The organism is Snodgrassella sp. B3800 (genome assembly GCF_026535865.1).
GTDB classification, from domain to species: domain Bacteria; phylum Pseudomonadota; class Gammaproteobacteria; order Burkholderiales; family Neisseriaceae; genus Snodgrassella; species Snodgrassella alvi_E.
This window is the reverse complement of record NZ_JAFNPH010000005.1, coordinates 15,778-40,116: the sequence shown is the minus strand read 5'-3', so window position 1 is coordinate 40,116 and position 24,339 is coordinate 15,778. Positions and strand designations below refer to the sequence as shown.

Here is a 24,339-nt window from a genome sequence, read left to right as displayed (position 1 = left end):
AATAATTGTTAAACTGAATTAAATACATAATCATGTCTGAAACGTTTCAGGTATGAAAAGAAAACCTCGCCTGATTTCATCTGAAATATTGGTGTACAGAAGCGCGGTAGCATTCACATCAGGCACACAACCATTTCCAGATAGTTAAACACAAAAGATTGTCTCAAAACCTGCCCGAACTGCAGCCATTCATTTGTATGCTTAAGGGCAGCAAACGTGGTGTAACTTCTATAAATGAAAGGTAAATATATGGCGTACGCAAGTACCAATCCCTACACCGAGCAACAGGTAAAAGCATTTTCTGATACCACCGATGTTGAACTGGAAACTGCTTTGAATCATGCAGATGCTGCTTTTAAACAGTGGAAAAACACTACGTTTGCCCAGCGTGCGCGTGTTTTACAGAATGCTGCTGATATTCTTCGAGCCAATATTGATGAATATGCCCAGTTACTGACACTGGAAATGGGTAAACTGTTTAGCGAAGCTAAAGCTGAAACCGAGCTTTCTGCGCAGATTTTTGAGTATTATGCTGTTCATGCTGAGCGTCAGCTTCAGCCGGAAGTGTTGCCAGTTACTTCCAACAAGGGCAACCGTGCTCGCATTGAGTTTGCTCCACAAGGTATTATTTTGGCAGTTGAGCCGTGGAACTTCCCATATTATCAGATTGCCCGTATTGCAGCCCCGCAGCTTGCTGCCGGTAATGTGGTTGTGCTGAAACATGCGTCCAATGTGCCGCAATGTGCCGCCAAAATGGCTGCCATGCTGTTACAGGCTGGTTTACTGGATGGTGCGTTTCAGAACCTGTACCCAACGCATGCACAACTGGCAAAAATCATTGCCGACCCGCGCGTACGCGGTGTAGCCTTAACCGGTTCAGAAGGTGCTGGTGCTATTGTGGCTGCACAGGCTGGAGCAGCATTAAAAAAATGTACTCTTGAGCTTGGTGGCGCCGATGCATTTATCGTTCTGAATGATGCCGATATCGAAAAAGCAGCCAAATGGGCTGTATTTGGCCGTCACTGGAATGCAGGGCAGGTGTGTGTGAGTGCCAAACGCATTATTGTAGAAGAAGGTGTTTACGATCGTTTCCTGAATCTGTACCGCGAAGGAGTGCGTCAGCTGCGCATGGGTGACCCGATGGATGCCGCTACCACACTGGCACCGCTATCTTCTCGCTCTGCGGTGACTGGTTTGCAACAACAATTGGATGAAGCGGTAAAACTGGGCGCTCATGCTGAAGAAATTGCATTGGATATGCCGGCTCAGGGATGTTTTTTCCGACCGGTTATCCTGACCAATATTCAGCCGGATAATCCGGCACGTCACTGGGAATTTTTTGGTCCGGTTTCTTCTATTTATCGCGCCAAAGATGCAGCTCATGCCATTGAAATCGCCAACGATACCCCATATGGCTTAGGAGGTTCTATCTTTACGTCTGATGAAGAACGCGGTGCCAAACTGGCTCAGCAGATTGATACGGGTATGGTCTTTATTAATCATCCCACCATGGTTAAAGCTGATTTGCCGTTTGGTGGAGTGAAACGCTCCGGCTTCGGACGCGAATTGCTTGATTTAGGATTAAAAGAATTCGTGAATGCTAAACTGGTAAGTATTGCAGACATCGACGCTGAATTCTAAATTTGTTTGAAAACTAACGGGGCTGCTGGACAAATAGCAGCCCCGTTTTTTATTTTTAAGATAATTCTTTCACAAATATTTTGTCTGAATAACATTGGGCCAACAGCCATCCAAACAGAAGTGTTTAAAAGATGAGACAGATAAATTACTGAAATGTAATATAAATGTAGCATTGTGGTAAAAGTCAGCCAACTTATCCTGCTCCAATCATTTTTCAGCTAAAGTAGTTTCATCAGCGTCATGTGTATCATCATGTTGATACTAATTAGCTTTTTTAAAGTGTGCCAGCAAATAGACAGGAGGCAGTATGCTAACCATAATCGCCGCACCCACCACTCAGGACTTTGCTAATCCGCGCCTGAGCGACACTTATAGCCAGCCGCAATTTCTGACACAGAGTGAGCAGCTGGTACAGATTTGCCGAAAACTTAGCCTCAAACAATTAGAAGAAATTATGCACATTAGCCCGCATCTGGCTGAAGTGAATCAGCAACGCTTTCGCGATTGGAAGCCGCCTTTTACCCTCGATAATGCTTTACAGGCTATCTTTGCCTATGGCGGTGATATTTACAATAGCATGCGCGTCAGTGAATTATCATTGCACGAACTAGACTACATGCAGAAAAGAGTATCCATTCTTTCTGGCCTTTATGGTTTACTGCGGCCACTGGATTTAATTCAACCGTATCGTCTGAGTATGAATGTGCGACTGGAAAATCCAAAGGGAATCAATTTGTATCATTTCTGGCATGACATTCTCACCAACCATCTGAATCAGATTGAAACCGATACCATCATCGACTTAGCCTTTGACAATTATTTCAAAGTAATTGATAGCGATAAACTGAAAGCCAAAGTAATTAAACCTGTATTTCTTGATGAAAAATCCGGTAAATACATGAATGTCAACGCCTATGATAAAGAAGCGATGGGTTTGATGACTCGCTTTATTGTGCGAAACAAACTTGAGTCGTCTAAAATGCTGCATGAATTCAGCGACTATGGTTACCAGTATTGCGCAAAAGAATCGAATGAACACGAGCTGGTGTTTAAACGTTCTGAAAAAACAGCGCAGCAGTATCAAAATCGGAATTAATTTCAGCATCCGGATACTAACGGCTGAAAAAGCGCGTAAGTTACACATAAAAATGTGGTGCTTGCAGTAGATTTCGGTACAATCCCCGCTTTAAACCATATAGAGATCTGACCATGTCTGAAATAACGCCGATTTGCCCGCAATGCGCTAGTGAACAAAATTACTTTGATGGCACATTTACTGTTTGTCTCGAATGCGGACATGAATGGGATGCTAATAGTACAACTTCAGCCACACAGGAGCTGGATGTCAAAGACAGTAACGGCAATCCGTTAGCCAACGGTGATGATGTGATTCTGATTAAAGACCTCAAGCTTAAAGGCAGTAGCACCGTATTAAAAAAAGGTGCCAAAGCCAAAGGAATCCGTCTGGTTGAAGGTGACCACGAAATAGACTGTAAAGTAGACGGTATGAAAATCATGCTCAAAGCATGTTTTGTTAAAAAAGCCTGATACTCTGAACGATAGAAATACCGCCAATCTAAGTGCCTAAACAAAGCATTGTAGACTGGCGGTTTTTATATGTGGATCATTAAATTATCCACAAACTGTAATTACAGCTTAGTTATCCACAGTATCAAGCCCCGGATCAACTACAGCATACACACGGTTATCAAGCTTATCCGCACTGATTCTTTGTAAAATTATCCGCGCTAACTCTGCTCTATGAATATAACCTTGTATCTGCTGCTGATAAAAACACTTGCCAGTGCCAGTAGCTTCACCTTGCGCCAGACCACCTGGGCGCAAAATCTCATAATTTAGCGTACTGGTTCGCAGCCACACCTCAGCCAGAGATTTTTCTCGCACTGCATGTCCGAAAGCTTTTTTCGCACGCTCTGACATTGTTGCCCAAGTATCACCACAGCCCAATGATGTCACCAGCAGCATCTGGCCGATACCACATAGCTCTGCCGTATCCATAATCAACCGCTGTGCCAGATAGTGCGCGCCTGCCGAACCACCCAAGGTAGACACAATCACAGTATCCTGACCAGCTAGCTTGCACACTTCGCGCACACTGGATTCATTCGTGGCATCACCAACTATTGTTTCCACTCCTTGCTGTTGTAACTGGCGGGCAAAATCCTCATCCCGTACCAGAGCCACACAGCGCCAGCGACCGGTTTGTTGTAAAGCCTGCTGCAATACCTGATAAGCTGTGCCCATTTTTTGGCTTACCCCGAACAACAGTAATGTTTTCATCATTGCTCCTGTGTGGTGGCAAAACGCTGCGCCAGTCTGCGGAACTTAGTTAATTGCTCCGCTTTCAGCTGCCGCTGCTCATCTCGCCCCACAAAAATTTTAAACATTGCGTCACCATGCTGGTTGAGAAAAATAATCGACGCCGTAGCCATTTGCATAAAACCGCGTTCTACAAAAGCAATCTGCGCACAGTTTTCTGCGCGAATATGGCCGCCGAACCCCTGCTGATGTTGCAGATTAAAATAACCGGCACCATATTTACCTGCTGGTAGTAAACCCGAAAATTCCGCAATAATATCTGCTGTATGCACCAGAAAAGTAATTTCTCCCCATGATTGCACATCTTGCCACACTGCATCAAAGCGGCTGCCAGCGGTTATCACCACATCCGGTATTGCCTTAATCACCTCAGCCAGTGTCACCTGATATTGTTGCGCAATCTGTTCCAGCGTCCCTTCTGGATTGCTACGCATAAATAGTTGCAGATTATTGTTTTGTGAATGTTTTGTCATCGTTTTCCCTTAATCAAGTCAATTGGACTAAACGTATTTTTGTCACGACGTTGTGGCAAAACGCTGTATTGGTTTGCCGGTGGGGTGGCGTTGCATCATTTTTTCCTGCCACTCAATATGTTCAGGATTATTTAAAGCCAGCAGTAACTGCTGCAATGCTTGCAACAGATTACTTGACCAAAAACGGCCAGACGGCGTTAAACGCGCGTAGCCCCTTTCATTGACCAGCAGACCAGCCTGCTGCCACTGCATAAGCAGCGGTTCCAACAATTCCGCCTGAGACGTTAGCGCGGGTAAATTCACCCGTCCCACTTCAATCCCTGCCTGAAGCTGATGTAACCAGCTACCCAACAATGATTTATCCGTTAGCATCATCAAAGGCTTTTTACCTGACTGCATCAGTGTATAGTATTCAGCCAGATCACGATGCAGCATAAACGAATGCCCATTTAAACGCCCACCTGCGCCGGAGCCAAAAGCAAAAAAATCTGCTCCCTGCTTAATCAACAGGTTATATAAATTTCGTTCACGCGTGGTTTTTGCCCAATGGCTGTTACTCAATTGCATCCAGGCCTGCTGGCGTAAAAATGCCTCACCTTGTAAATAAAAATCACATTTAGCTGCCACGGCCGGCAATTCAAGCTGTCCTTTATCTACTCTTCTAGCCAAAGGCGTAGTTGGCAGCAGATTCAATGCATACAAATCTAACCCGTCCAGCGGCAAAGCGGCGGCCAGCTCCAGATCAGACTGCCAGCTTTGCACAGTTTGCCCCGGCAAACCGAACATCAAATCACACACCAGTGCTACACAGTCTAGCCGCCCAATACGCTCAAATGTCTCAACAATCTGCTCACGGCTGGATAAACGTCCCAGCTTCTGCCGGATATCCGTATCAAAAGTTTGCACACCGATAGAAAACCGATTCGCACCAGCGGCAATATAACTTTCTGTACGTGCCTCATTAAAATCGGAAATTCGCCCTTCAATAGTAATTTCACAATCTGGCGCCAGTGGCAAAGATTGTCTGAGTAGGCTGATAACCCGCGCCAGTTGACCTGCGGGCAGAGCAGATGGTGTACCGCCCCCAAAATAAATAGCGTGAATCGGTGCAGACTGCATCACCGGATTATTCATTTCCAGAGCAATCTCAGCTAGTAAAGTCGTTATATACTTATCCGTATCAAATTTGCGCAGCAGATTCTGGTAAAAACCACAAAACTGACAATGCGTTTCACAAAAAGGAATATGAATATAAATCAGCCTTTTATTGCCAGATATTGGCGATTGCTGCAATAAATTCCATTGCTTTTCTATCTTTTCAGCGGCTAAAGGCAAACTGGCACGTAATGGCATCACCGCCCATCTATCCTGAAACGGCAGCTCCGCAGAGGCGGCGTAAAAACGGCTTAAATCCAAAGAGTTCATAACACAGACATCAAATCAAAGTGTCAGGATTAAATAATAATTATTCTCATATGGCAATGGTTTTAAGTCAGCAAAATGCTACAACTTCCGCTTTATTGACACATATCAACAGACATAAAATTGCTAAGATACTGTTAGATGATGTACTAAAGTGCCCCTACCTGCATGCTTGATGAGCAACATGCGGAAAAAATAATGCGATTAAATTAGTGTAGCTACACTGATATTTCCAGACGGATTAATCATTACCAACCAATCCAACATCCCAACTGCTATCTTACTAATGGATCTGGTATATAAAATTTAAAATAACTAATAATTTACCAAACTCTACACGACTGGCTGTAGTTAACACTTGGGTACTGAAAAAATTTAAAAATTAACTGCTTACATTTTGAGCAGTATCATGGAATATTGCGAATCCATACTTTTTGTATTGCCATTAACCATTAAGTACTGCGGTTATTTTTAGTCCTCACTTTTTTAATTCTGTTCTGTTTTAGCTAGCCCTCCGGATAATTTGGTCTAAGTAGTCATTGTCCTAGCTTATTCTTTGCTAAAATTAAAACATAAAGTATATGAATAACTGATGAATTAAGCTGAGTGAGAACATGGTAATAGACTGGCACCAAATCCGACCGTTTAATGGTTCCCAGAATAATGCTTTCGAAGAACTGGTGTGCCAGTTGGCTCGGGAGGAGTTTGGTAATGAAGGCGAATTTACACGCTTTGGTACCCCAGACGGAGGACTGGAAGCCATCTGCAAATTTGATGATGGCAGGGTGTATGGCTGGCAGGCTAAATATTTTCTGTATAGTTTTACCAGTATTCAATGGCAGCAAATAAAAGATTCTTTTGAAAACGCCGTGACTAATTATCCTAATCTGACCCATTTTTTTCTATGTGTACCGTTGGATAGAAATAATCCTTGTGTAAAAGGAAAAGAATCTTTTAGAAACAAATGGGATAACAAAGTGCTGGAATGGAAAGAATGGGCTAAGGAGAAGGGAAGGGAGGTTGACATAAAATTCTGGGGTAGTTCTGAGTTAATTGGTTTTTTATCGCTGAAAAAAAATGAAGGAAGAATATATTTTTGGTTTCAAAAAAAAATATTTAATAGTGATTGGTTCAAAAGGCAAAATAAACTTGCCATTGAAGATTTGGGTCGTAGATATACTCCGAAATTTAATATAAAGTTGCCAATTTCAGAAAAATTTAAAGCATTATCTCGAGATAAAAAATATAATAAGGATATTTTAAATAATATTAATGATATATTAATTCAAATTTATAAAGAAATTCCTTCACTGTCAAAGTTTCCAGACTTAAAAAATGAAGCTGAAAAAAAATTTAAACATTTACGAAGAAAATTAAATTTAAATAATTACAATATTGAGAATAAGATTCCTGTTAATGCTATCAGTAAATGTATAAGATCATTTATACTGAAGATTTGTAAGTTTGCTGAAAATAAATTAGTTAATGAAAATATCGATATTAAAAAAGATGTTGATATTATTTTAATGTATTTAAATTCATTATTTGATGAAATATTAAATTCAAATGAAATTAAGTTATTCAATGGAAATGTTCTATGGTTAACTGGTGAAGCAGGTGTGGGTAAATCTCATTTGTTAGCCGATCTAATAAATTTTAGATACGATAATAATAAATTTTCTCTTTTTTTTCTAGGACAGCAATTTACAGAAAGTTCAAATCTTTGGCGACAGATTATAGATAATAAATTAAATTTAGGTTCTGATATGTCGTCTAATTTGTTTTTATCTATTCTTGATTCAATTGCTGAAGCCCAAAAAGAAAGGATTTTTCTTGTAATTGATGCGTTAAACGAAAGTAGAGACAAATTGTTATGGCAGAATAATTTAAATAGTTTTATCAGAGAAATTCAAGAACATCCATATATTGGGCTAATTTTAAGTATTCGGAATACTTATCAAGAAGTTATATATGAAAAATTGAATCCAGAAATAAAAAAGCAAATTTGTATAATTGAGCATCAAGGTTTTGCTGAAAATGGATTAATAGCTATAGAATCTTTTTTTGATCTTTATAACCTTCCGTATCCGACAATTCCTTTACTTAATCGCGAGTTTAATAATCCACTATATCTAAAATTATATTGCGAAAATTTGCAGAAACAGCCAAATAAAATAATACCTAAAGGTGGAATTGGGATAAATTTACTTATTTTCAGTTATGTTCAAAATGTTGAGAGAGAAATTGCTGAAGAAATGGATGAGCCATTAAGTTTAAATTTGGTTCAGCGTGTTATAAATAAAATTGTAGAAGATAATCTTAATGGAATATGTACAGACTATGTGTCAATTCGGCAGTACATCAGAAAAGAGTTACAAGATGTAATTGATATAGATTCAGTCAAAAAACTTATAAATTTACTGCAAAAAAAAGGTTTTTTGAATACATTTACGCAAAATGAAAAAGAATTTATTTATTTCACATACGAGCGAATAGGTGATTTTTTATCTGCTCAGTCTATCCTGCAAGATATAGTTAATGTTCACCAATTTAATAATTGGTTAAATACAAATCAAGGGCAAAATTTTACTTTTGAATTTCATCAACATCAAAAGTTATGGGAAGCTTTCAGTGTTTTAATCCCAGAACATTTAGGATTCGAATTGTTTGAAACAGATATATGGAATAACCGAGGGAGTCAATATCGTTCGAATATAATCAATCTTGTTATCAGAAATCTGCCTTGGCGAAGACCAGAATCTATAAATGAAACACAGTTGACCAATTTTATAATTCAAAATCTTGATAGTGTCGATAACAATATTTTTATAGATTCTATATATCAGTTAGCAATTGAACCTAAAAATCCACTTAATAGTTATTATCTGAATAAGCTACTATTTCCTATGTCTATGGGAGTTAGAGATGCCCAATGGTCAGCGAGATTAGTATCGTATTTAAAAAACTTGCAGAGCAATCAGAACAAATTTCTTGCCATTAAAAGATTATTGGAATGGTGCAGACAAAATAAAAACAAAAAATATGATATAGAGATGCTATCATTAATAGCCATAGCATTATGTTGGGTACTACCTGTAACATATATTAAACAACGTAATAATGCATTAATTTCATTATCTTATTTGTTTGTTAATCGTTTAACTTTGGCTAATAAACTTTTTAAGTTATTTGAAAAAATCAATGACCCTTATATATTGCAAGGAATATTGGCCGCCATTGAAGCTGCGGCACTAAATTCAGAAAACTTAGGTGGTCTGAAAGAATTAGCAAATACGATTGATAATTCTATTTTTAATAAAGCCAATGGTGAAGAAATCTGCCCAAATGTTATTGTTCGAGACCATGCTCGCTATATTATAGAGTTTTCATTATTAAAAAATGAATATTCTATAGAGGAGGTTTTACAGATTCGTAATAGAATAACGCCACCCTATAACAGTATCTTACCTGAACGTTTACCATCGAATGAAGAAATCGATAATAAATTTACTACACAGTATCAGCAAATAATAACACATTCGATGCGTCCAGGGTTAGGCAGAGAATCAGGTGAATATGGTGATTTTGGCCGTTATGTGTTTGAAGCAAGCTTAAGATTTTGGAATGAAAGTTTTAAACAAGTTGAAGGTATCAATGCTAATTTATTAAGTAATTATGCATGCTATTTAATATTTACAAAATACGGGTATGATGAAGATAAACATGCATCATTTGATAAATACATATCTGATAACAATCGCTACGATAAAATAGAGCGTATTGGTAAGAAATACCAATGGTTGGCTTTGAGTGAAGTATTAGCCAGAGTAATGGATAACTATCAGGTTTTCGTAACTGAAAATAGTCATGACAAAAAAATTGAATGGCTAAAAGAAATTGATGAATTTGCTTTACCTAAAATACAAATATATATTTTGCCTTCTAATCAAGAGGAAACATTTCAATATAAACTTAGAAAAGATTTACGCTTCATTGCGCAAGATTTTTGGAAGAAAAATCAAAATATTTGGATTAAAAACTTCAAAGATATACCTGATATTCCTGCATTAATTGAACAAACAATAAATGGCGAAAAATGGTTAGTACTGAAAAGAATTATTAATCAGGAGGAACCGGATAAATTGGATTTTAGAAAAGAATTTAAAAATTTTAGGTTCTCAATTAATGGCTATTTTGTAAAAATAAATGAATTTAATGAAGTGAAATCAATAATTGAAAAATTTTCCTTTCATAGAATTATCAAAAATGAAGCATTTACTATTTATAATATAGATTATAAAAAATTCTATTTAATACAATCTTTTACAGGACTTCCACATAATATGTGGGAAAGTATTCAACTCGATTCAGGGACATCTGAATTAGAAAAATCGTTTAATATTTTACCATGTGTCATCAATCATAAATGGGAAGAAATTTATGGTAATAAAAGTTATTGGGCAATAATTCCCTGTCGAGAAATATATAATGGGATGGATTTGAGCTGTAATGAAAGTTTCTACGAATGGGCTAATAAAAATAAGGAACCCATTTGCATTTTTGTGAATGATGTATCAGAAAATCAATATACTCTTTTGATTAAAAAAGAACCCTTTTTAGATTTTCTTTCTAAAAATAATTTGCAGATTTTTTGGACATTTGAAGGTGAGAAATCTTTTTTTAAAAAGTGTGCAGGTGCTGGCTTTGATAAATATAAAACTAATGAACTTTCAGGAGTCTACTTTTTGTCCGGTTCAGATAAAAAAATAAAAGGCAAATTTTCATCGATGTTAAATGATTACGAAGATAAAAATAAGGGTAAGAAAAAGTTTTCCAGTAAAATAAACAATAATTGCAAGATGAAATTATAAATCCCCTACGTTTTGAATTTAAGTAGAGGATTTATTTAGCATAACCATGAAAAATCAAAATTAAACTTACTCTACCGTTACCGATTTCGCCAGATTACGCGGTTTATCCACATCGGTGCCGCGTGCCAGTGCGGTGTGATACGCCAGTAGCTGTACCGGTATGGTGTGAACAATTGGGGAGAGTACGCCCATATGTCGCGGCGTGCGGATGACATGTACACCTTCGCCAGCGGTGAATTCGCTGTCTAAATCGGTAAAGACAAACAGTTCGCCGCCGCGTGCTGCAACTTCCTGCATATTGGCTTTGACTTTCTCAAGTAAGCTGTCGTTGGGCGCGATAACCACTACCGGCATATTCTGGTCTACCAGTGCCAATGGCCCGTGTTTGAGTTCGCCGGCTGGATAAGCCTCTGCATGAATATAGGTGATTTCTTTCAGTTTCAGTGCACCTTCAAGGGCGATGGGGTAGTGGATGCCGCGGCCGAGAAACAGGGCGTTGTTTTTGGCGGCAAACTGGTTTGCCCAGCCGGCGATTTGCGGTTCCAGATTAAGTACATGCTGGATACTGCCCGGTAGCAGGCGCAGTTCGCTGGTGTATTGCTCTTCTTCCTCTGGGGTAACCAGTCCGCGCATTTTGCCTAGGGTAACCGCCAGACCAAACAAAGCCACAAGCTGGGTGGTGAAGGCTTTAGTGGAAGCAACGCCGATTTCGGCACCGGCACGGGTATACAGTACCAGCTCGCTTTCGCGCGGCAGCGCAGATTCCATTACGTTGCAGATGGACAGGCTATGCTGCATGCCCAGTGATTGGGCATATTTGAGCGCCTCCATGGTGTCGAGGGTTTCGCCGGACTGGGAAATAGTAATCACCAGTTGTTCGGGGTCAGCAATCACTTTGCGGTAGCGGTATTCGCTGGCAATTTCCACATCGGTGGGTATCTGGGCGATGGCTTCGAGCCAGTAGCGTGCGGTTAGGGCGGCGTAGTAGGAGGTGCCGCAGGCAAGAATTTTGATGCTGCGAATGCGCTCAAAGATGGCGGCAGCATTAATGCCGAAGTTGGCCGGTTCGAAGCCGCCAACTAAAAATACTTCGGCGGTGTCGGTGATGGCTTTGGGCTGTTCGTGGATTTCTTTCTGCATAAAGTGGCTGTACAGGCCAAGTTCGAGCGAAGCGAGTGATAGTTCGGACATTTTGATTTCGCGCTCTACCGGTTGCTGGTGTTTATCGAGCAGCAGGTCGATGCCGTCTGTGGATAACTGTACGATATCGCCATCTTCCAAGAATACCACGCGGCGTGTATAGGCAATTACAGCGGATACATCCGAGGCGATAAAGCTTTCGTTTTCGCCCAGTGCCACTAACAGCGGGCAGCCCATGCGTGCGGCTACCAGTTTTTCGGGATTATCGCGAGCGATAACGCCAATGGCGTAAGCTCCTTGAAAACGCTGGCAGGCGTGCTGTACCGCTTGAAATAGGTTGCCAATGCTGCTGTGGGTGTATTCGTAATGAATGCTGTGGGCAATCACTTCTGTATCGGTTTGTGAGGTGAACTGATAGCCCAGTGCTTCAAGGCGGTTGCGTTCGCTTTCAAAGTTTTCGATGATGCCGTTATGGACGATGGCTATCAGATTATTGGAAATATGGGGATGGGCATTGGGTTCGGTAACACCGCCGTGTGTTGCCCATCGGGTATGGCCGATGCCAAGGCTGCCTTTTAGACCTGCAGCTTGTGCGGCTTCTTCCATCAGTTTAACGCGGCCGACGCGACGTACGCGCTCTATGCCATTGGGTGTCCAGACGGCAATACCAGAGGAGTCATAACCGCGATATTCCAGCCGTTCCAGACCGCTGGTTAAAAATTCTACTACGTTATTCTGAGCGCGAATGGCGCCAACTATGCCACACATGTTTTATCCTTTTGCTACAGGCTGGTTGCTGGTGTGGCTGCGCGTGTGAAGGGTAAGACTGGCCGCGGCTGTTGTGCATGAGAGATGAATGCAGCGGTTGTTGTCTATTTGGTGCGCAGTGCCATGCCTGTTTATGCTGTTTTCAATTGTTTAAGAAGACGATTGTAATGGAAATAGGCGTTTTGCACAGTAATGTTTGCTGATGCAGGCAGCTGAGTGTTTGTTTATTTGGTAGGGATGTGGTTGGGTTGTGTTGATGATTTAGAAAAATTTATTTTTATTTATCAATAATATTGATTTTTATACGCTGATCGACGGCGGTTGTATTTACATGCGGTATGTTGCTGGTATTGATTTATGCTGTCACTTTGCTAATCAATTTTGACTGAATCTGGCTTGTTTAGATGCTGTGTTGTGCGGAGGTGATGGGGATGGTTTTGCGGGGGCTGCTGATGACCTGATAAATTTTTTTGGCACCATCGGGACAGGCGAAGCAGTTGCTGCATTGGTTTGGACTACATCCGGGCTGAGTAAGACTAATTTGGCGTATGGTTCCTTTACGCAGCCAAAAGCTGAGCATTTGTTCCATAGCGCTTTCCTGTACTTGGAAATGGCGTGCTAAATCTTGCAGGCTGGCCTGTCCGATGCTGATAAGGTAATCGCGAATGGCAGTGATGAGCATATTTTGTCTATCCTGTGCTGTTATGGTTCCTGTTGGTTAGGTATTTGAATACAAACAGATAGTGACGATAGGGCAGATATCACTATCTGTTTGGGTAAATCTGTTTTAGCGGCTGGTAAAAATGTGCATCTGGTCAGTGGCAACAGCTGCCTTTGCTATGTGGACAGGTTTTCATGGCTATCTGGCAGGTTTGGCGCCGGCTACCGATGATTTTCATGGCACAGATTACAAGAATCAGTAAAATAGCAACACCACCAATCCAGTAGGAGGCACTGGCCGAACGGCTGAGCTGGTGATACTGGTAGTAGACGGTGGCACAGCTCCAGCCAGTGAGGAATGTCCAGCCAGCAACAAATAGCATCCAGCGCCAGCCGGCTTCACGGTAGATGGTACCAAGCGCAGCGGCACAGGGGGTGTAGAGCAAAATGAATATCAAATATGCCATGGCAGCGGCGCTGCCACCAAAGGAACTTTCAAGTTTAGTTATGGTACGGCTGCTGATGTCCATGTCCTGCTGGACGCTGGCTGTATTTTCGTCAAGGGCTCTGAAGCCAAGCGGGTCAAGAAATGAGCCGGCCATTTCGCGAAGGTTGGCAGGAATGGTTTTCAAAGCTTTGATGATGCCGGCTTGCAGGTTGAATTCTTCCTCACCACCGTCTTCTTCTGCTTTCATTGAATAGAGGGAATTAAGCGTGGCGATAACGGCCTCTTTGGCAAAGATGCCGGTGAAGATGCCAACGGTGGCTGGCCAGTTTTGTTCGCTGATACCCATTGGGATAAACACGGGGGTGATTTTTTGGCTGGCTACAGATAGTACAGACTGGCTGCTATCGGGGTGGCCAAATGAGCCGTCGCTTCCAAGGGAGTTGAGCAAGCTAAGAATGGTAACCATCAGCACGATGGCCTGTCCGGCACGGAAAATAAACCCTTTTAAGCGTGACCATGTGAGGTAGAGCATGCCACGTAGTGTTGGTAGGCGATAGGCGGGCATTTCCATGATAAATGGTGTGGTATCACCCGGTAGCAAAGTGTGTTTGAGTATCAGGCCGGTAAAGATGGCGACACCGATACCGAGTAAATACAAGATAAATACGACACTGGAAGCATTATTAGGAAAGAAGATAACGGCAAATAAGGTATAGACGGGTAATCTGGCGCCACAAGACATAAACGGAATCATGCTGATGGACATCAGACGGTCACGTGCGCAGTCTAGGGTGCGTGTGCCCATAATGGCTGGCACACCGCAGCCGAAACCAACGAGCATGGGAACGAACGCTTTACCCGGTAAACCGATGGCACGCATGCCTCTGTCTACAACCATGGCTGCTCGTGCCAGATAGCCGGAATCCTCGAGAAACGACAAACACAGAAACATGGCGGCAATGACAGGGATAAAGGTGGCTACAGTTTGGATGCCGCTACCGATGCCGTTAGCCAGTATAGCTATCAGCCATTCTGGTGAGCCAATATGAGTAAGTAAGGTAGAAAAGCCATCTACAAATATTGTGCCAAAAAGAACATCGAAAAAGTCGATGAATACGGAGCCGAATTTTACTGCCAGCATAAACATAAGGTACATGACAAACAGAAAAAACGGTATGCCGGTATATCGACCTAGGGTAAAACGGTCGATTTTGTCGGATAGTGACTGGTTTGCTTCACGTGGTTTTTCGATAACCGTACGGCTTAGCTGGTCAATGGCATCGTAACGAGAGCTAGCCAGTGCGATGTCGATTTCATAGTTACACCAACTAGATAGTTCGTCGCGACATTGCTGAACAATGTGCTCTTCGTCACTGCTAAGAGAAATAGAACTTTGTTTTAGCAGCAGTTCAATTAATGACCATTGATCAATTTGGTTTACTACACTGTCTGCCGGCAGTTGCGACAGATAGTGGCGGATGATATCACTTTGTTTTTTTCCGAGGGTGTCCAGTTGCGGGTCAGCAGCTACAGGCTGTCTGAAAGCTATGCTGATTGCTTGCTGCAATTGTATTAAACCCATCTTTTTCGCTGCAGATATGGCTATAACAGGGCAGCCAAGCTGCTGGGTAAGGGTACTGATATTGATGTTTTCGCCCATGTTCTGCAGGGCATCCATCATGTTGAGTACGACCAGCATTGGCTTTTTCAGATCAAGCAGCTGAAAGGTAAGGTACAGGCTGCGTTGCAGGTTGGTAGCATCGATTATATTGATAATTAGGGTGTCAGGTTCGTTGAGCACAAACTCGCGCGCGATCATTTCGTCCTGTGAGGCTGCCATGTCGAGGTTTTCGATGGCATAAGTACCGGGCAGGTCGACGATTTCTACTGACTGCCCATTTATCTGGGTACTGCCAATTTTGCGCTCTACAGTAACACCTGGCCAGTTGCCTACTTGCTGGCGAGAGCCGGTAAGGGCGTTAAATAATGTGCTTTTGCCGCTGTTGGGGTTGCCGATTAATGCTATTTTCATTACTCAGCCTCAACTACGCCAATAGCCTGTGCTTCGCTGCGGCGCAGGCACAGGTAAAAACCACGGGTTTTGATTTCCAGAGGGTCACCCATGGGGGCGGTACGGATAACAGTAACGTGGCTGCCGGGAGTGATGCCCATGGCTAACAAGCGGCGGCGAAATGGCATAGATTCGGGCAACAGTCGGGTAATAACTGCCGGTTGCCCGAACGGTAGTTGATCGAGAGTTAGTGTTGACACTGCGCTAAACCTTAGGTGGTAGATTTGGTTTGTTGTTTTTATTGGGAATCATTTTTATTGTGCATGATATTACTTTTGCTTGTTAATTTGCATGCAAGGTTTGCTAAGGGAGTTACTGTGGTTAAGCAGTAATGTCAAGAAAGCGCTAATATCTGTGTTGGTTTTGCAGATTATAATTTCGATGTGTTGAATTTACTGCTGCTAGTGTAAGGATATATACAGATTTTTAGTCAGTTTTGGGAAAAGTGCAAAAAGGAAGATAGAGGGTAGCGTTAGTTTCTCAGCCCATCTGGCTAAGCGAGATGAGCTGAGGCTGACAATGATGGCAGGATTATTCCTGTGTTTTTTTTTCAGGGCGCTGCCATTCGTTCAAGGTAGTTTGCCGGCTGCGGGCCAGAGTGAGCTTATCTGGCGGGCAGTTTCTGCTCAAAGTACTGCCGGCACCGGTGGTGGCGCGGTCGCCAATGGTGATAGGCGCTACCAGCATGTTGCCGGAACCGATGCGTACTTGATTGCCAATGACTGTACGGTATTTATTGACGCCGTCGTAGTTGCAAGTGATGGTGCCGGCACCGATATTGGTTTGTTCGCCAATGGTGGCATCGCCCAGATAGGTGAGATGGTTAGCTTTGCTGCCATAGCCAATGGTGCTGTTTTTGACTTCAACAAAGTTGCCGATGTGTACGGCATCACCAATCTGTGCCTGTGGTCGCAGACGAGCAAACGGACCAATTTGAGCGTTGCTGCCGATAACGCAATTATCTAGGTGCGAGTTGGGTTGGATTACAGTACCTGCGCCAATGGTAGCGTTTTTTATGACGCAGTTGGCACCAATGCTGACGTTGTCGCCCAGTTCTATGTTGCCTTCAAGTACGACGTTTACATCGATGATGACGTCCTGTCCGTGTTTTAACTGGCCACGTAAGTCGAAGCGTGCCGGATCACGCAGGGTTACGCCGGCCTGAAGCAGGGCGTTGGCCTGTTGCTGTTGCAAAATCCTTTCTAGCTGCGCCAGTTGAAGCTTATTGTTGACACCCGCCGCTAGCCATGAGACACGTACCTGTAGGGGATGTACAGGGATTTTATCGTGTTGTGCTAGTGCGATTACGTCGGTTAGGTAGTATTCCTGCTGAGCGTTGTGGTTTTGCAAGGCATTGAGCCATTGAGCCAGTTTGCGGTTGGGCAAAACAAAGATGCCGGTGTTGGTTTCGCAGATGGCTTTTTCGGCAGCGCTGGCGTCTTTTTCTTCAACGATGGCGACTACGTTGCCTTGCTGGCGGATGATGCGGCCATAGCCGGTGGGGTTGTCGAGAACGTCGGTAAGTAGAGCGACATCTTCACCAGCGATACTGAGTAAATCCGCTAATGTCTGCTGGTCTATTAAGGGCACGTCGCCATAGAGTATCAGGGTACGTCCGCTGTCAGCCAGATTGGGTAACGCCATTTTAACTGCATGGCCAGTGCCAAGCTGTTGGTCCTGTTCGACCCAGTGTACGTTCGCCTGAATGCGTTGCCTTACTAGCTCTTTACCATGGCCGATAACCACGCTTATGCTGTCAGGGTTCAGACTCTGAGCTGTGTGGATCACCCGTTCCAACATGCTGATGCCGCCTATTTCATGCAGAACTTTAGGCAGACGTGAATACATGCGGGTGCCTTTACCAGCAGCGAGGATAACGATATTAAGGGATGAAGTAGCCATATATCTATATGTGTATGGATGTGAAAAGGGGCTGCAGGTAATCAAGTCTGATTCCGGCAGCCCTGTGTGTTTAAACGCAGTTTATTCAGCACTGCTTTCTGGCTGATCCCACTTGGTGTGAGCCGGCAGCTTTTCATTAACGTCGCCCACCCCTGGTTTCATAGCATGTGGTTCGGGGCGCATTTTGTTGTACAGCATGTTGTGGGAATAAGTGCCATCCTGATACACCACGCGTGTACCCGGTTCGTATTTCTGGCGCAATCTGGTCTGGCCGGTGGCATCCTGATAAGTTTCCCATGTACAGCCGCTGAGTGCCAGTATTGTGCATATCAAGCAGATTCCCGCACGCATGGTGTCATCCTTTGTGGTTGGTGATTTGTAGTCTGTTATTGTAGAGAATTTGTGTGCTGACGTATAGCTTTCACAATAAGGTAAGCGCAATGTCGCGCAGGCCTGCCATATCAGTAACTGCAGCATCAATATTTGCTCTCGGATAACTCTGTGGACCATACCATACAGTACGCATGCCCAGCATATGTGCAGTGTGCAGATTGGCTGGGCTGTCATCAACCATAATGCATTGCTGAGGATGAATATGTAGCTGCCGGCATAGGCTGTGATATGCATGGGGATGGGGTTTACAGTGCATTTCTACATTATCCGTTCCAATTACTGCATGAAAATATTGCTGGATTCCCATTGCTTTGATTAGTGCCTGTACATAGTGGCTGGGACCATTAGAAAAAACTATCTTGTGCCCATGTAGATAGGTCAGTGTCTGTGATAGCTCAGGCATGGGTTTAATCAAAGGCAGAAGCTTTTCAAGTGGGTGGCAGGCAAGCAGAAATTCGTGCAGATTAATTTCAGGATGATTCAGCCCGATTCCGATAAGTGTAGCACCGTAATCGTCCCAATATTGCTGGCGTAGTTGTGAAGCGGCAATTTGATCAATGTGCAGTTGAGAAGCCAGAAAGTGTGTCATATTCTGATTAATGACGTTGAAGATGCCGGCATCTGCATAATGCAAGGTGTTGTCTAGGTCGAAAATCCAGTAATGAGTTGTCATGGTTTGTAAGATGGCGTCAGGTTTTTACTATATACGCGTAAAACAGGTATGATTGCAGGCACGATATAGATAATTTTAACAACTGGAGGCTGGAATGAAAGCGGGTAAGTGGTTAATCGGTACGTTGTGCATGCTGGTTGCGGTATGGGCACAGGCACAGACTGAGGTGCGTCTCGCGGTACATGATTCTTTTGCTTTACCGAAAAATGTTCTGGCCGGATTTGAGCAGCAAAATCAGGTTAAGTTAACCTTAATCAAGGTGGGCAGCGGTAATGAGATGCTGAATAAGCTCATTCTTACCCGCGGCAAACCGATTGCCGATGCCGTATATGGTCTAGACAACAGCAATATCAGCAAGGCGCAACAATATCAGCTCTTTGCCACCACTCAGCCGGCCAGCCGTGCAGTGAATGTTGATTTACCTCAGGCACTGGCCATCGATTACGGCTACATTACCATTAATTATGATAAGGCTTGGTTTCAGAAACATAAAAAACCCTTGCCGCGGTCTTTAGAAGATCTTGCCAGTCCGGCTTACAAAGATTTGCTGGTGATGCCGAGCCCTGCTACATCAACGGTGGGATTGGGGTTTTTGCTGGCGAATATCGGCGGTCTAGGGGAACAGGCTACATGGCAGTGGTGGGCAAAAATGCGTCAAAATGGTGTCAAAGTGACTAAGGGCTGGAGTGAAGCCTACTACACTGATTTCACGCTGAATGGTGGCAGCCGACCGCTTGTCGTAAGCTATGCTTCCAGTCCCGTAGCTGAAGTATATTACGGTAAAGGGAAATATACTACGCCACCAACCGGAGATCTGCGCTTTAAAGGAGCGGTATTCCGCCAAATAGAAGGTGCGGCGGTATTGAATCATGCTAGCCAGCCGGCATTGGCGGCAAAATTGGTGCAGTATCTGCAAAGTAATCAGGTGCAAAGTGCCATACCGACATCTATGTGGGTTTATCCGGCCGTGAAGGGGGTGTCATTGCCACCGGTATACGCACACATCAGTATTCCCACTAAAGTTGTGCAGCCAACGATGGCAGATATGGCAGCCAAACAGCAAAGCTGGGTGAAACAATGGGTAAAGGTAGTGCAACGCTAAGAGGTCAGGCCTGCAGTTAGGTCTGTGTGACATCAGACAGAACTTAATTAAACGGGGCATGCTAATGCCCTGTTTGATTTTGGTAAGCGTTAAGGTAAAGGTAATAAAACAGTGCATATGAAGCTGAACAGCCTGAAAGTCGGCGCCGGCAGAGTGGGAGAAAAGCTGCCTTACTTGCTGTTATTACTGCCGCTGGGGTTTTTGCTGGCTGTAGTAGTGTTGCCTCTGGGGGCGATGCTGCAACAAACTAATGCAACCAGTTTCCACATGGTGTGGCAGGACGAATATATGCGCCGTCTGCTTGGGTGGACAACTTTGCAGGCTGCCGGTAGTAGTTTGCTGACTTTGCTGTTGGGCGTGCCGGTGGCATGGGCGATTACGCGGTGGCAGTTTGCTGGCCGCAATCTGGTACTGCGGTTGGTCATGCTTCCGTTTGTAATGCCAACACTTGTGGCCGGTGTAGGAATTTTGGCGCTATTTGGTTCACAGGGTTTGCTTTGGCGTGGCTGGGAGGGTACGCCTTGGTTACTGTTGTACGGCAATGTGTTTTTTAATTTACCAGTAATGGTGCGTGCAGTCTATCAAGGCTTATGTCAAGTGCCGGCATCGCGTCTTTATGCAGCGCAAACGCTTGGTAGCAGTGTGTGGCAGCGCTTTATTCAAGTGGAGTTGCCGCAGTTGCTGCCATGGCTAGCTGGCGGTATGTGCATGGTGTTTTTATATTGTTTTTCGGGTTTTGGTCTAGCCTTATTGCTAGGCGGTGAGCATTACATTACGCTGGAAGTACAGATTTATCAGCTGATTGCCTATGAGCTGGATATGGCGCAGGCCGGTGTGCTGGTACTGTGGGTGCTGGCCAGTACGTTAGTATCGGGTATGGTATATGCGCTTGTAAGCCGGTTGAGCACACAGGCCAATATGGTACGAATGCTGCCACCACGGATACCAGTCAGATGGCAGAAATGGGCGCTGTTACTGGCTTTGTTGCTACTGCTAGGTTGCTGTGTACTGCCGCTTATGGCTGTTGCTTGGCGTGCCGTACTTGCTGGCAGCTCTTGGTTAGTGCTGTTGGATGGTAGTACATGGCAGGCACTGTTTAATACGGTACGATTTACTGTAATGGCCATGCTACTGGCACTGCTGCTGGGTATGACACATGCAGCGCTGGCTCATCGCTGGACATGGGTACGTAGTCTGACTTTTTTACCGTTCATGGTCTCACCTGTATGTGTGTCGTTCGGGCTGTTGTTATGCTATCCGGAATGGACGGCTTCGCTGACCATGTTGATATGTACATATGCATTGCTTGCCTATCCGTTTATTACCAAAGATGTACTGTCCGCATGGGACAGCTTACCACTCAGTTATATACAGGCTGCGCGTACGTTGGGTGCCAGTAGCTGGCAGGTGATGGTGTATGTGATTTTGCCTTTGTTACGGCCGGCCTTGCAGCGGGGGCTGGCACTGGCGGCAGCAACCTGTGTGGGTGAATTCGCAGCCACACTTTTTCTATCACGGCCAGAATGGCAGACCCTAACTACCCTGATTTACCATTATCTAAGTACGGCCGGCCGGGATAATTATGACAGAGCAATGGTGCTGACCTTGCTGCTGATGTTGCTGGCTATGCTTTTTTTTGGGTTGCTAGAATGGAGTAAGAGCAAAAAGGAACAACACTTATGCTGAGTTGGCAGCAGGTTAACAAACAATTTGGCCGCAAAATAGTGGCTGCTGATTTAAGCCTGCACGTAGCTGATGGTGAGCTGGTAGCGGTACTGGGTGAGAGCGGCAGTGGTAAATCAACGTTGCTGAATATGGCAGCCGGTCTGGTGCAGCCGGATAACGGACAAATCCTGATTGATGAAGCGGATATTACGTTTTTGCCGGCAGAGCAGCGCCGTATCGGGCTCATGTTTCAGGACTACGCTTTATTACCGCATCTGAATGTATGGCAAAACGTGGCTTTTGGTTTGCGCATGCATGGGGTTAGCAAGGCACAGGCAAAGCAGCAGGCGCAAGAGTTTCTGGCTGAAGTGGGTTTGGCTGACATGGCAATGCAGTCAGTTGAGTTGTTGTCTGGAGGTGAGCAGCAACGAGTAGCACTCATAAGGGCACTGATTTTGCAACCGCGGGCTTTGCTGCTGGATGAGCCTTTCTCTGCATTGGATACAACCTTGCGAGGTAGTTTGCAGCAATTAACCTTACGCCTATTGCGCCAGCAGCAATGTCCGGCTGTACTGGTCACTCACAGCCCGCAGGAAGCATTTGCGCTGGCCGACCGTATCTGCCTGTTGCGGCAAGGACGCTGGGTGCAGGAAGGCAATGCAGCAACACTGCTAGCGCGACCAACAGATGCATGGGCAGCACGTCTGTTAGGCTGTGATAATGTGACAGACCATTGCTATATTCCGCAGCAGGCTTTGTGTTATGACCTTGAAAACGGCGTGCAGGTACAGGTAACTGACGTTTGTCTGACCGCCAGAGCTTATGATGTACAGTTGCTGCATCCGCAATATGGATTATTACGCTGGTGGCTACCGCTGCATCGGACGGTGAATCGGGGAGACCAACTACCTTTAACTGTGCTGCAAGATCAAATCGTTTTTTTTCACTGACTCTTTCTTTCAGACGGTATGCACACGCTGACACAACTCTGCATGTGATGCCTACAAACCAAGCGCAAGGTGGTATAATTGCGCCGAATTTTTACCCATTATTGCCAAGTACACACGGAGAACCTCATGGCTTTAGTTTCTATGCGCCAACTGCTCGACCATGCTGCTGAAAACAGCTATGGCTTGCCGGCGTTTAATGTCAATAATCTTGAACAAATGCGTGCGATTATGGAAGCGGCCGATGAAGTTAACGCTCCGGTGATTGTGCAGGCCAGCGCCGGTGCGCGTAAATATGCCGGTGCACCATTTTTGCGCCATCTGATTTTGGCAGCTGTAGAAGAATTTCCGCATATTCCGGTAGTGATGCATCAGGATCATGGCGCTTCTCCGGAAGTGTGCCAGCGTTCTATTCAGCTGGGATTTTCATCTGTAATGATGGATGGTTCTTTGTTGAGCGATGCTAAAACACCTTCTACTTATGAATACAATGTAGATGTGACGCGTAAAACTGTATATATGGCGCATGCGTGCGGGGTTTCGGTTGAGGGAGAAATCGGTTGTCTGGGTAATCTGGAAACCGGCGATGCCGGTGAAGAAGATGGGGTCGGCGCCGCAGGCAAGCTCAGCCATGAACAGATGCTGACCAGTGTGGATGAAGCGGCACGTTTTGTCCAGGATACCGGTGTGGATGCACTGGCAATTGCCATCGGTACCAGCCACGGCGCTTATAAATTCACCCGCAAACCGACAGGCGATGTTTTGCGTATCGACCGCATCCGTGAAATCCACGAACGCCTGCCCAATACCCATCTGGTGATGCATGGTTCCAGCTCAGTGCCACAGGAATGGTTGCAGGTGATTAATGAGTATGGCGGCAAGATTCCGGAAACGTATGGTGTGCCGGTAGAAGAGATTGTCGAAGGGATTAAATACGGTGTGCGCAAGGTCAATATTGACACCGATTTGCGTTTGGCCAGCACCGGTGCCATCCGCCGTTTTCTGGCTACTCATCCGGCAGAATTTGACCCGCGCAAATACTTCACCGAAACCATTAAAGCAATGAAACAGGTGTGTATTGATCGTTATGTGGCTTTTGGTGCTGCTGGCCACGCTGGACAGATTAAACCGGTGTCGCTGGAAAAAATGGCTAACCGTTATGCTGCTGGTGAGCTAGTACAGATTGTAAAATAAATTTATCTGCTATTGAAAACGGACTGTTCCGATAAGGGGCAGTCCGTTATTGTTTATCTGACGCGCTCTTTAATGCAGCAAAAGTGTGAAATATCTGCTTAGACGCAGCCTGCCTCACATACCGGTACAGCAGTGTGCGTAAACTGACGCTGAAAATACAGTAAACCCTGATTGTCCTGTTCATTAACATTGATATACTCAATGGCCACATAAAATACACTGTGACTGCCCATATCATGGCTGTCAATAATACGGCCATGCAGATGAGCCAGTGCCCCTACCAATTGTGGCTGGGTTGTATGCTGGTGATTCTGCCAATCGTGTTGCAAAAACCGCTCATGAGCCGGAATTGAGGTTATACCTGCAAAATGTTCCGCCACATCTTGCTGAGAGGCCGCCAGAACATTTACGCATAATTGTCCGTTGGCGCGCAAAATCGGTTGAATACGAGCATTGCGATTGATACAGAGTAATAGTGTAGGGGGAGAGTCGGTTACCGAGGCGACTGCGGTGAGGGTAATACCATAGCGTCCGGCTTCCCCTTCTGTGGTGATGACATGCACTGCTGCGGCAACTTTCGACATGGCTTCGCGATACAGTAAAGCCATGGCTGAAGGTGATTGGTTCAT

Annotated in this window: 19 protein-coding genes; 8 read left to right on the top strand and 11 right to left on the bottom strand. The window is 44.4% G+C overall.

Going from position 1 to position 24,339, the window contains the following annotated elements:
• Positions 1–249: 249 nt before the first annotated feature.
• The 3 genes from J3U64_RS08135 (at position 250) to J3U64_RS08125 (ending at position 3,189) form a co-directional block, all read left to right on the top strand.
• Positions 250–1,641, top strand: a complete 1,392-nt coding sequence (locus J3U64_RS08135) for an NAD-dependent succinate-semialdehyde dehydrogenase (RefSeq protein WP_100140785.1) — start codon at positions 250–252, stop codon at positions 1,639–1,641.
• A gap of 307 nt (positions 1,642–1,948) precedes the next feature.
• Positions 1,949–2,737, top strand: a complete 789-nt coding sequence (locus tag J3U64_RS08130) for a YaaA family protein (RefSeq protein ID WP_267408877.1) — start codon at positions 1,949–1,951, stop codon at positions 2,735–2,737.
• Between the two features lie 113 nt (positions 2,738–2,850).
• Positions 2,851–3,189, top strand: coding sequence for a zinc ribbon domain-containing protein YjdM (locus tag J3U64_RS08125; RefSeq protein WP_267408876.1), 339 nt, complete (start codon positions 2,851–2,853; stop codon positions 3,187–3,189).
• A 108-nt stretch (positions 3,190–3,297) separates the two neighbouring features.
• On the opposite strand, the gene J3U64_RS08120 is transcribed toward J3U64_RS08125, so the two are convergent.
• Genes J3U64_RS08120 through hutW form a run of 3 tightly spaced genes read right to left on the bottom strand, consistent with a single transcriptional unit; the run spans position 3,298 to position 5,879 of the window.
• A complete protein-coding gene (locus J3U64_RS08120; RefSeq protein WP_267408875.1) occupies positions 3,298–3,942 on the bottom strand; it encodes an NAD(P)H-binding protein in 645 nt (214 codons plus the stop codon).
• Complete coding sequence (gene hutX / locus J3U64_RS08115) at positions 3,942–4,454, bottom strand: heme utilization cystosolic carrier protein HutX (protein ID WP_267408874.1); 513 nt, start codon at positions 4,452–4,454, stop codon at positions 3,942–3,944. The genes J3U64_RS08120 and hutX overlap by 1 nt, the downstream gene beginning before the upstream one ends.
• Before the next feature lie 42 nt (positions 4,455–4,496).
• Positions 4,497–5,879 carry a heme anaerobic degradation radical SAM methyltransferase ChuW/HutW gene (hutW, locus tag J3U64_RS08110; protein WP_267408873.1) on the bottom strand — a complete coding sequence of 461 codons (1,383 nt, stop codon included), beginning with the start codon at positions 5,877–5,879 and terminating at the stop codon, positions 4,497–4,499.
• Between the two features lie 611 nt (positions 5,880–6,490).
• On the opposite strand from hutW, the gene J3U64_RS08105 reads away from it, so the two are divergent.
• Positions 6,491–10,747, top strand: coding sequence for a hypothetical protein (locus tag J3U64_RS08105; protein WP_267408872.1), 4,257 nt, complete (start codon positions 6,491–6,493; stop codon positions 10,745–10,747).
• 66 nt (positions 10,748–10,813) lie between these two features.
• Here J3U64_RS08105 and glmS read toward each other — a convergent pair whose 3' ends face one another.
• The 7 genes from glmS to J3U64_RS08070 form a co-directional block, all read right to left on the bottom strand.
• Positions 10,814–12,655, bottom strand: a complete 1,842-nt coding sequence (gene glmS / locus J3U64_RS08100) for a glutamine--fructose-6-phosphate transaminase (isomerizing) (RefSeq protein WP_100151867.1) — start codon at positions 12,653–12,655, stop codon at positions 10,814–10,816.
• Positions 12,656–13,055: 400 nt separating this feature from the next.
• Complete coding sequence (locus J3U64_RS08095; RefSeq protein ID WP_267403837.1) at positions 13,056–13,337, bottom strand: FeoC-like transcriptional regulator; 282 nt, start codon at positions 13,335–13,337, stop codon at positions 13,056–13,058.
• 133 nt (positions 13,338–13,470) lie between these two features.
• Positions 13,471–15,795, bottom strand: a complete 2,325-nt coding sequence (gene feoB, locus J3U64_RS08090; protein WP_267408871.1) for a Fe(2+) transporter permease subunit FeoB — start codon at positions 15,793–15,795, stop codon at positions 13,471–13,473.
• Positions 15,795–16,034, bottom strand: coding sequence for a FeoA family protein (locus tag J3U64_RS08085; RefSeq protein WP_100140709.1), 240 nt, complete (start codon positions 16,032–16,034; stop codon positions 15,795–15,797). Before J3U64_RS08085 ends, feoB begins: the two co-directional genes overlap by 1 nt.
• A gap of 331 nt (positions 16,035–16,365) precedes the next feature.
• Positions 16,366–17,736, bottom strand: coding sequence for a bifunctional UDP-N-acetylglucosamine diphosphorylase/glucosamine-1-phosphate N-acetyltransferase GlmU (gene glmU, locus J3U64_RS08080; protein ID WP_267408870.1), 1,371 nt, complete (start codon positions 17,734–17,736; stop codon positions 16,366–16,368).
• An 81-nt stretch (positions 17,737–17,817) separates the two neighbouring features.
• Positions 17,818–18,087, bottom strand: a complete 270-nt coding sequence (locus J3U64_RS08075; RefSeq protein WP_100140707.1) for a spore cortex protein — start codon at positions 18,085–18,087, stop codon at positions 17,818–17,820.
• A gap of 70 nt (positions 18,088–18,157) precedes the next feature.
• On the bottom strand, positions 18,158–18,802 hold the full coding sequence (locus J3U64_RS08070; RefSeq protein WP_267408869.1) for a pyrimidine 5'-nucleotidase: 645 nt from the start codon (positions 18,800–18,802) through the stop codon (positions 18,158–18,160).
• A gap of 94 nt (positions 18,803–18,896) precedes the next feature.
• Here J3U64_RS08070 and J3U64_RS08065 point away from each other — a divergent pair, with 94 nt between their 5' ends.
• The 4 genes from J3U64_RS08065 (at position 18,897) to fba (ending at position 23,710) form a co-directional block, all read left to right on the top strand.
• Positions 18,897–19,904 carry a thiamine ABC transporter substrate-binding protein gene (locus J3U64_RS08065; protein ID WP_267408868.1) on the top strand — a complete coding sequence of 336 codons (1,008 nt, stop codon included), beginning with the start codon at positions 18,897–18,899 and terminating at the stop codon, positions 19,902–19,904.
• Between the two features lie 117 nt (positions 19,905–20,021).
• Positions 20,022–21,590 (top strand): ABC transporter permease, encoded by a 1,569-nt coding sequence (locus J3U64_RS08060; RefSeq protein ID WP_267408867.1) that lies wholly within the window; start codon positions 20,022–20,024, stop codon positions 21,588–21,590.
• On the top strand, positions 21,584–22,519 hold the full coding sequence (locus J3U64_RS08055; protein WP_267408866.1) for an ABC transporter ATP-binding protein: 936 nt from the start codon (positions 21,584–21,586) through the stop codon (positions 22,517–22,519). Before J3U64_RS08060 ends, J3U64_RS08055 begins: the two co-directional genes overlap by 7 nt.
• A gap of 126 nt (positions 22,520–22,645) precedes the next feature.
• Entirely contained in the window at positions 22,646–23,710 is a 1,065-nt protein-coding gene (gene fba / locus J3U64_RS08050; protein WP_100140702.1) for a class II fructose-bisphosphate aldolase, read from the top strand.
• 98 nt (positions 23,711–23,808) lie between these two features.
• On the opposite strand, the gene hpaC is transcribed toward fba, so the two are convergent.
• Positions 23,809–24,339, bottom strand: a complete 531-nt coding sequence (gene hpaC, locus J3U64_RS08045; protein ID WP_267408865.1) for a 4-hydroxyphenylacetate 3-monooxygenase, reductase component — start codon at positions 24,337–24,339, stop codon at positions 23,809–23,811.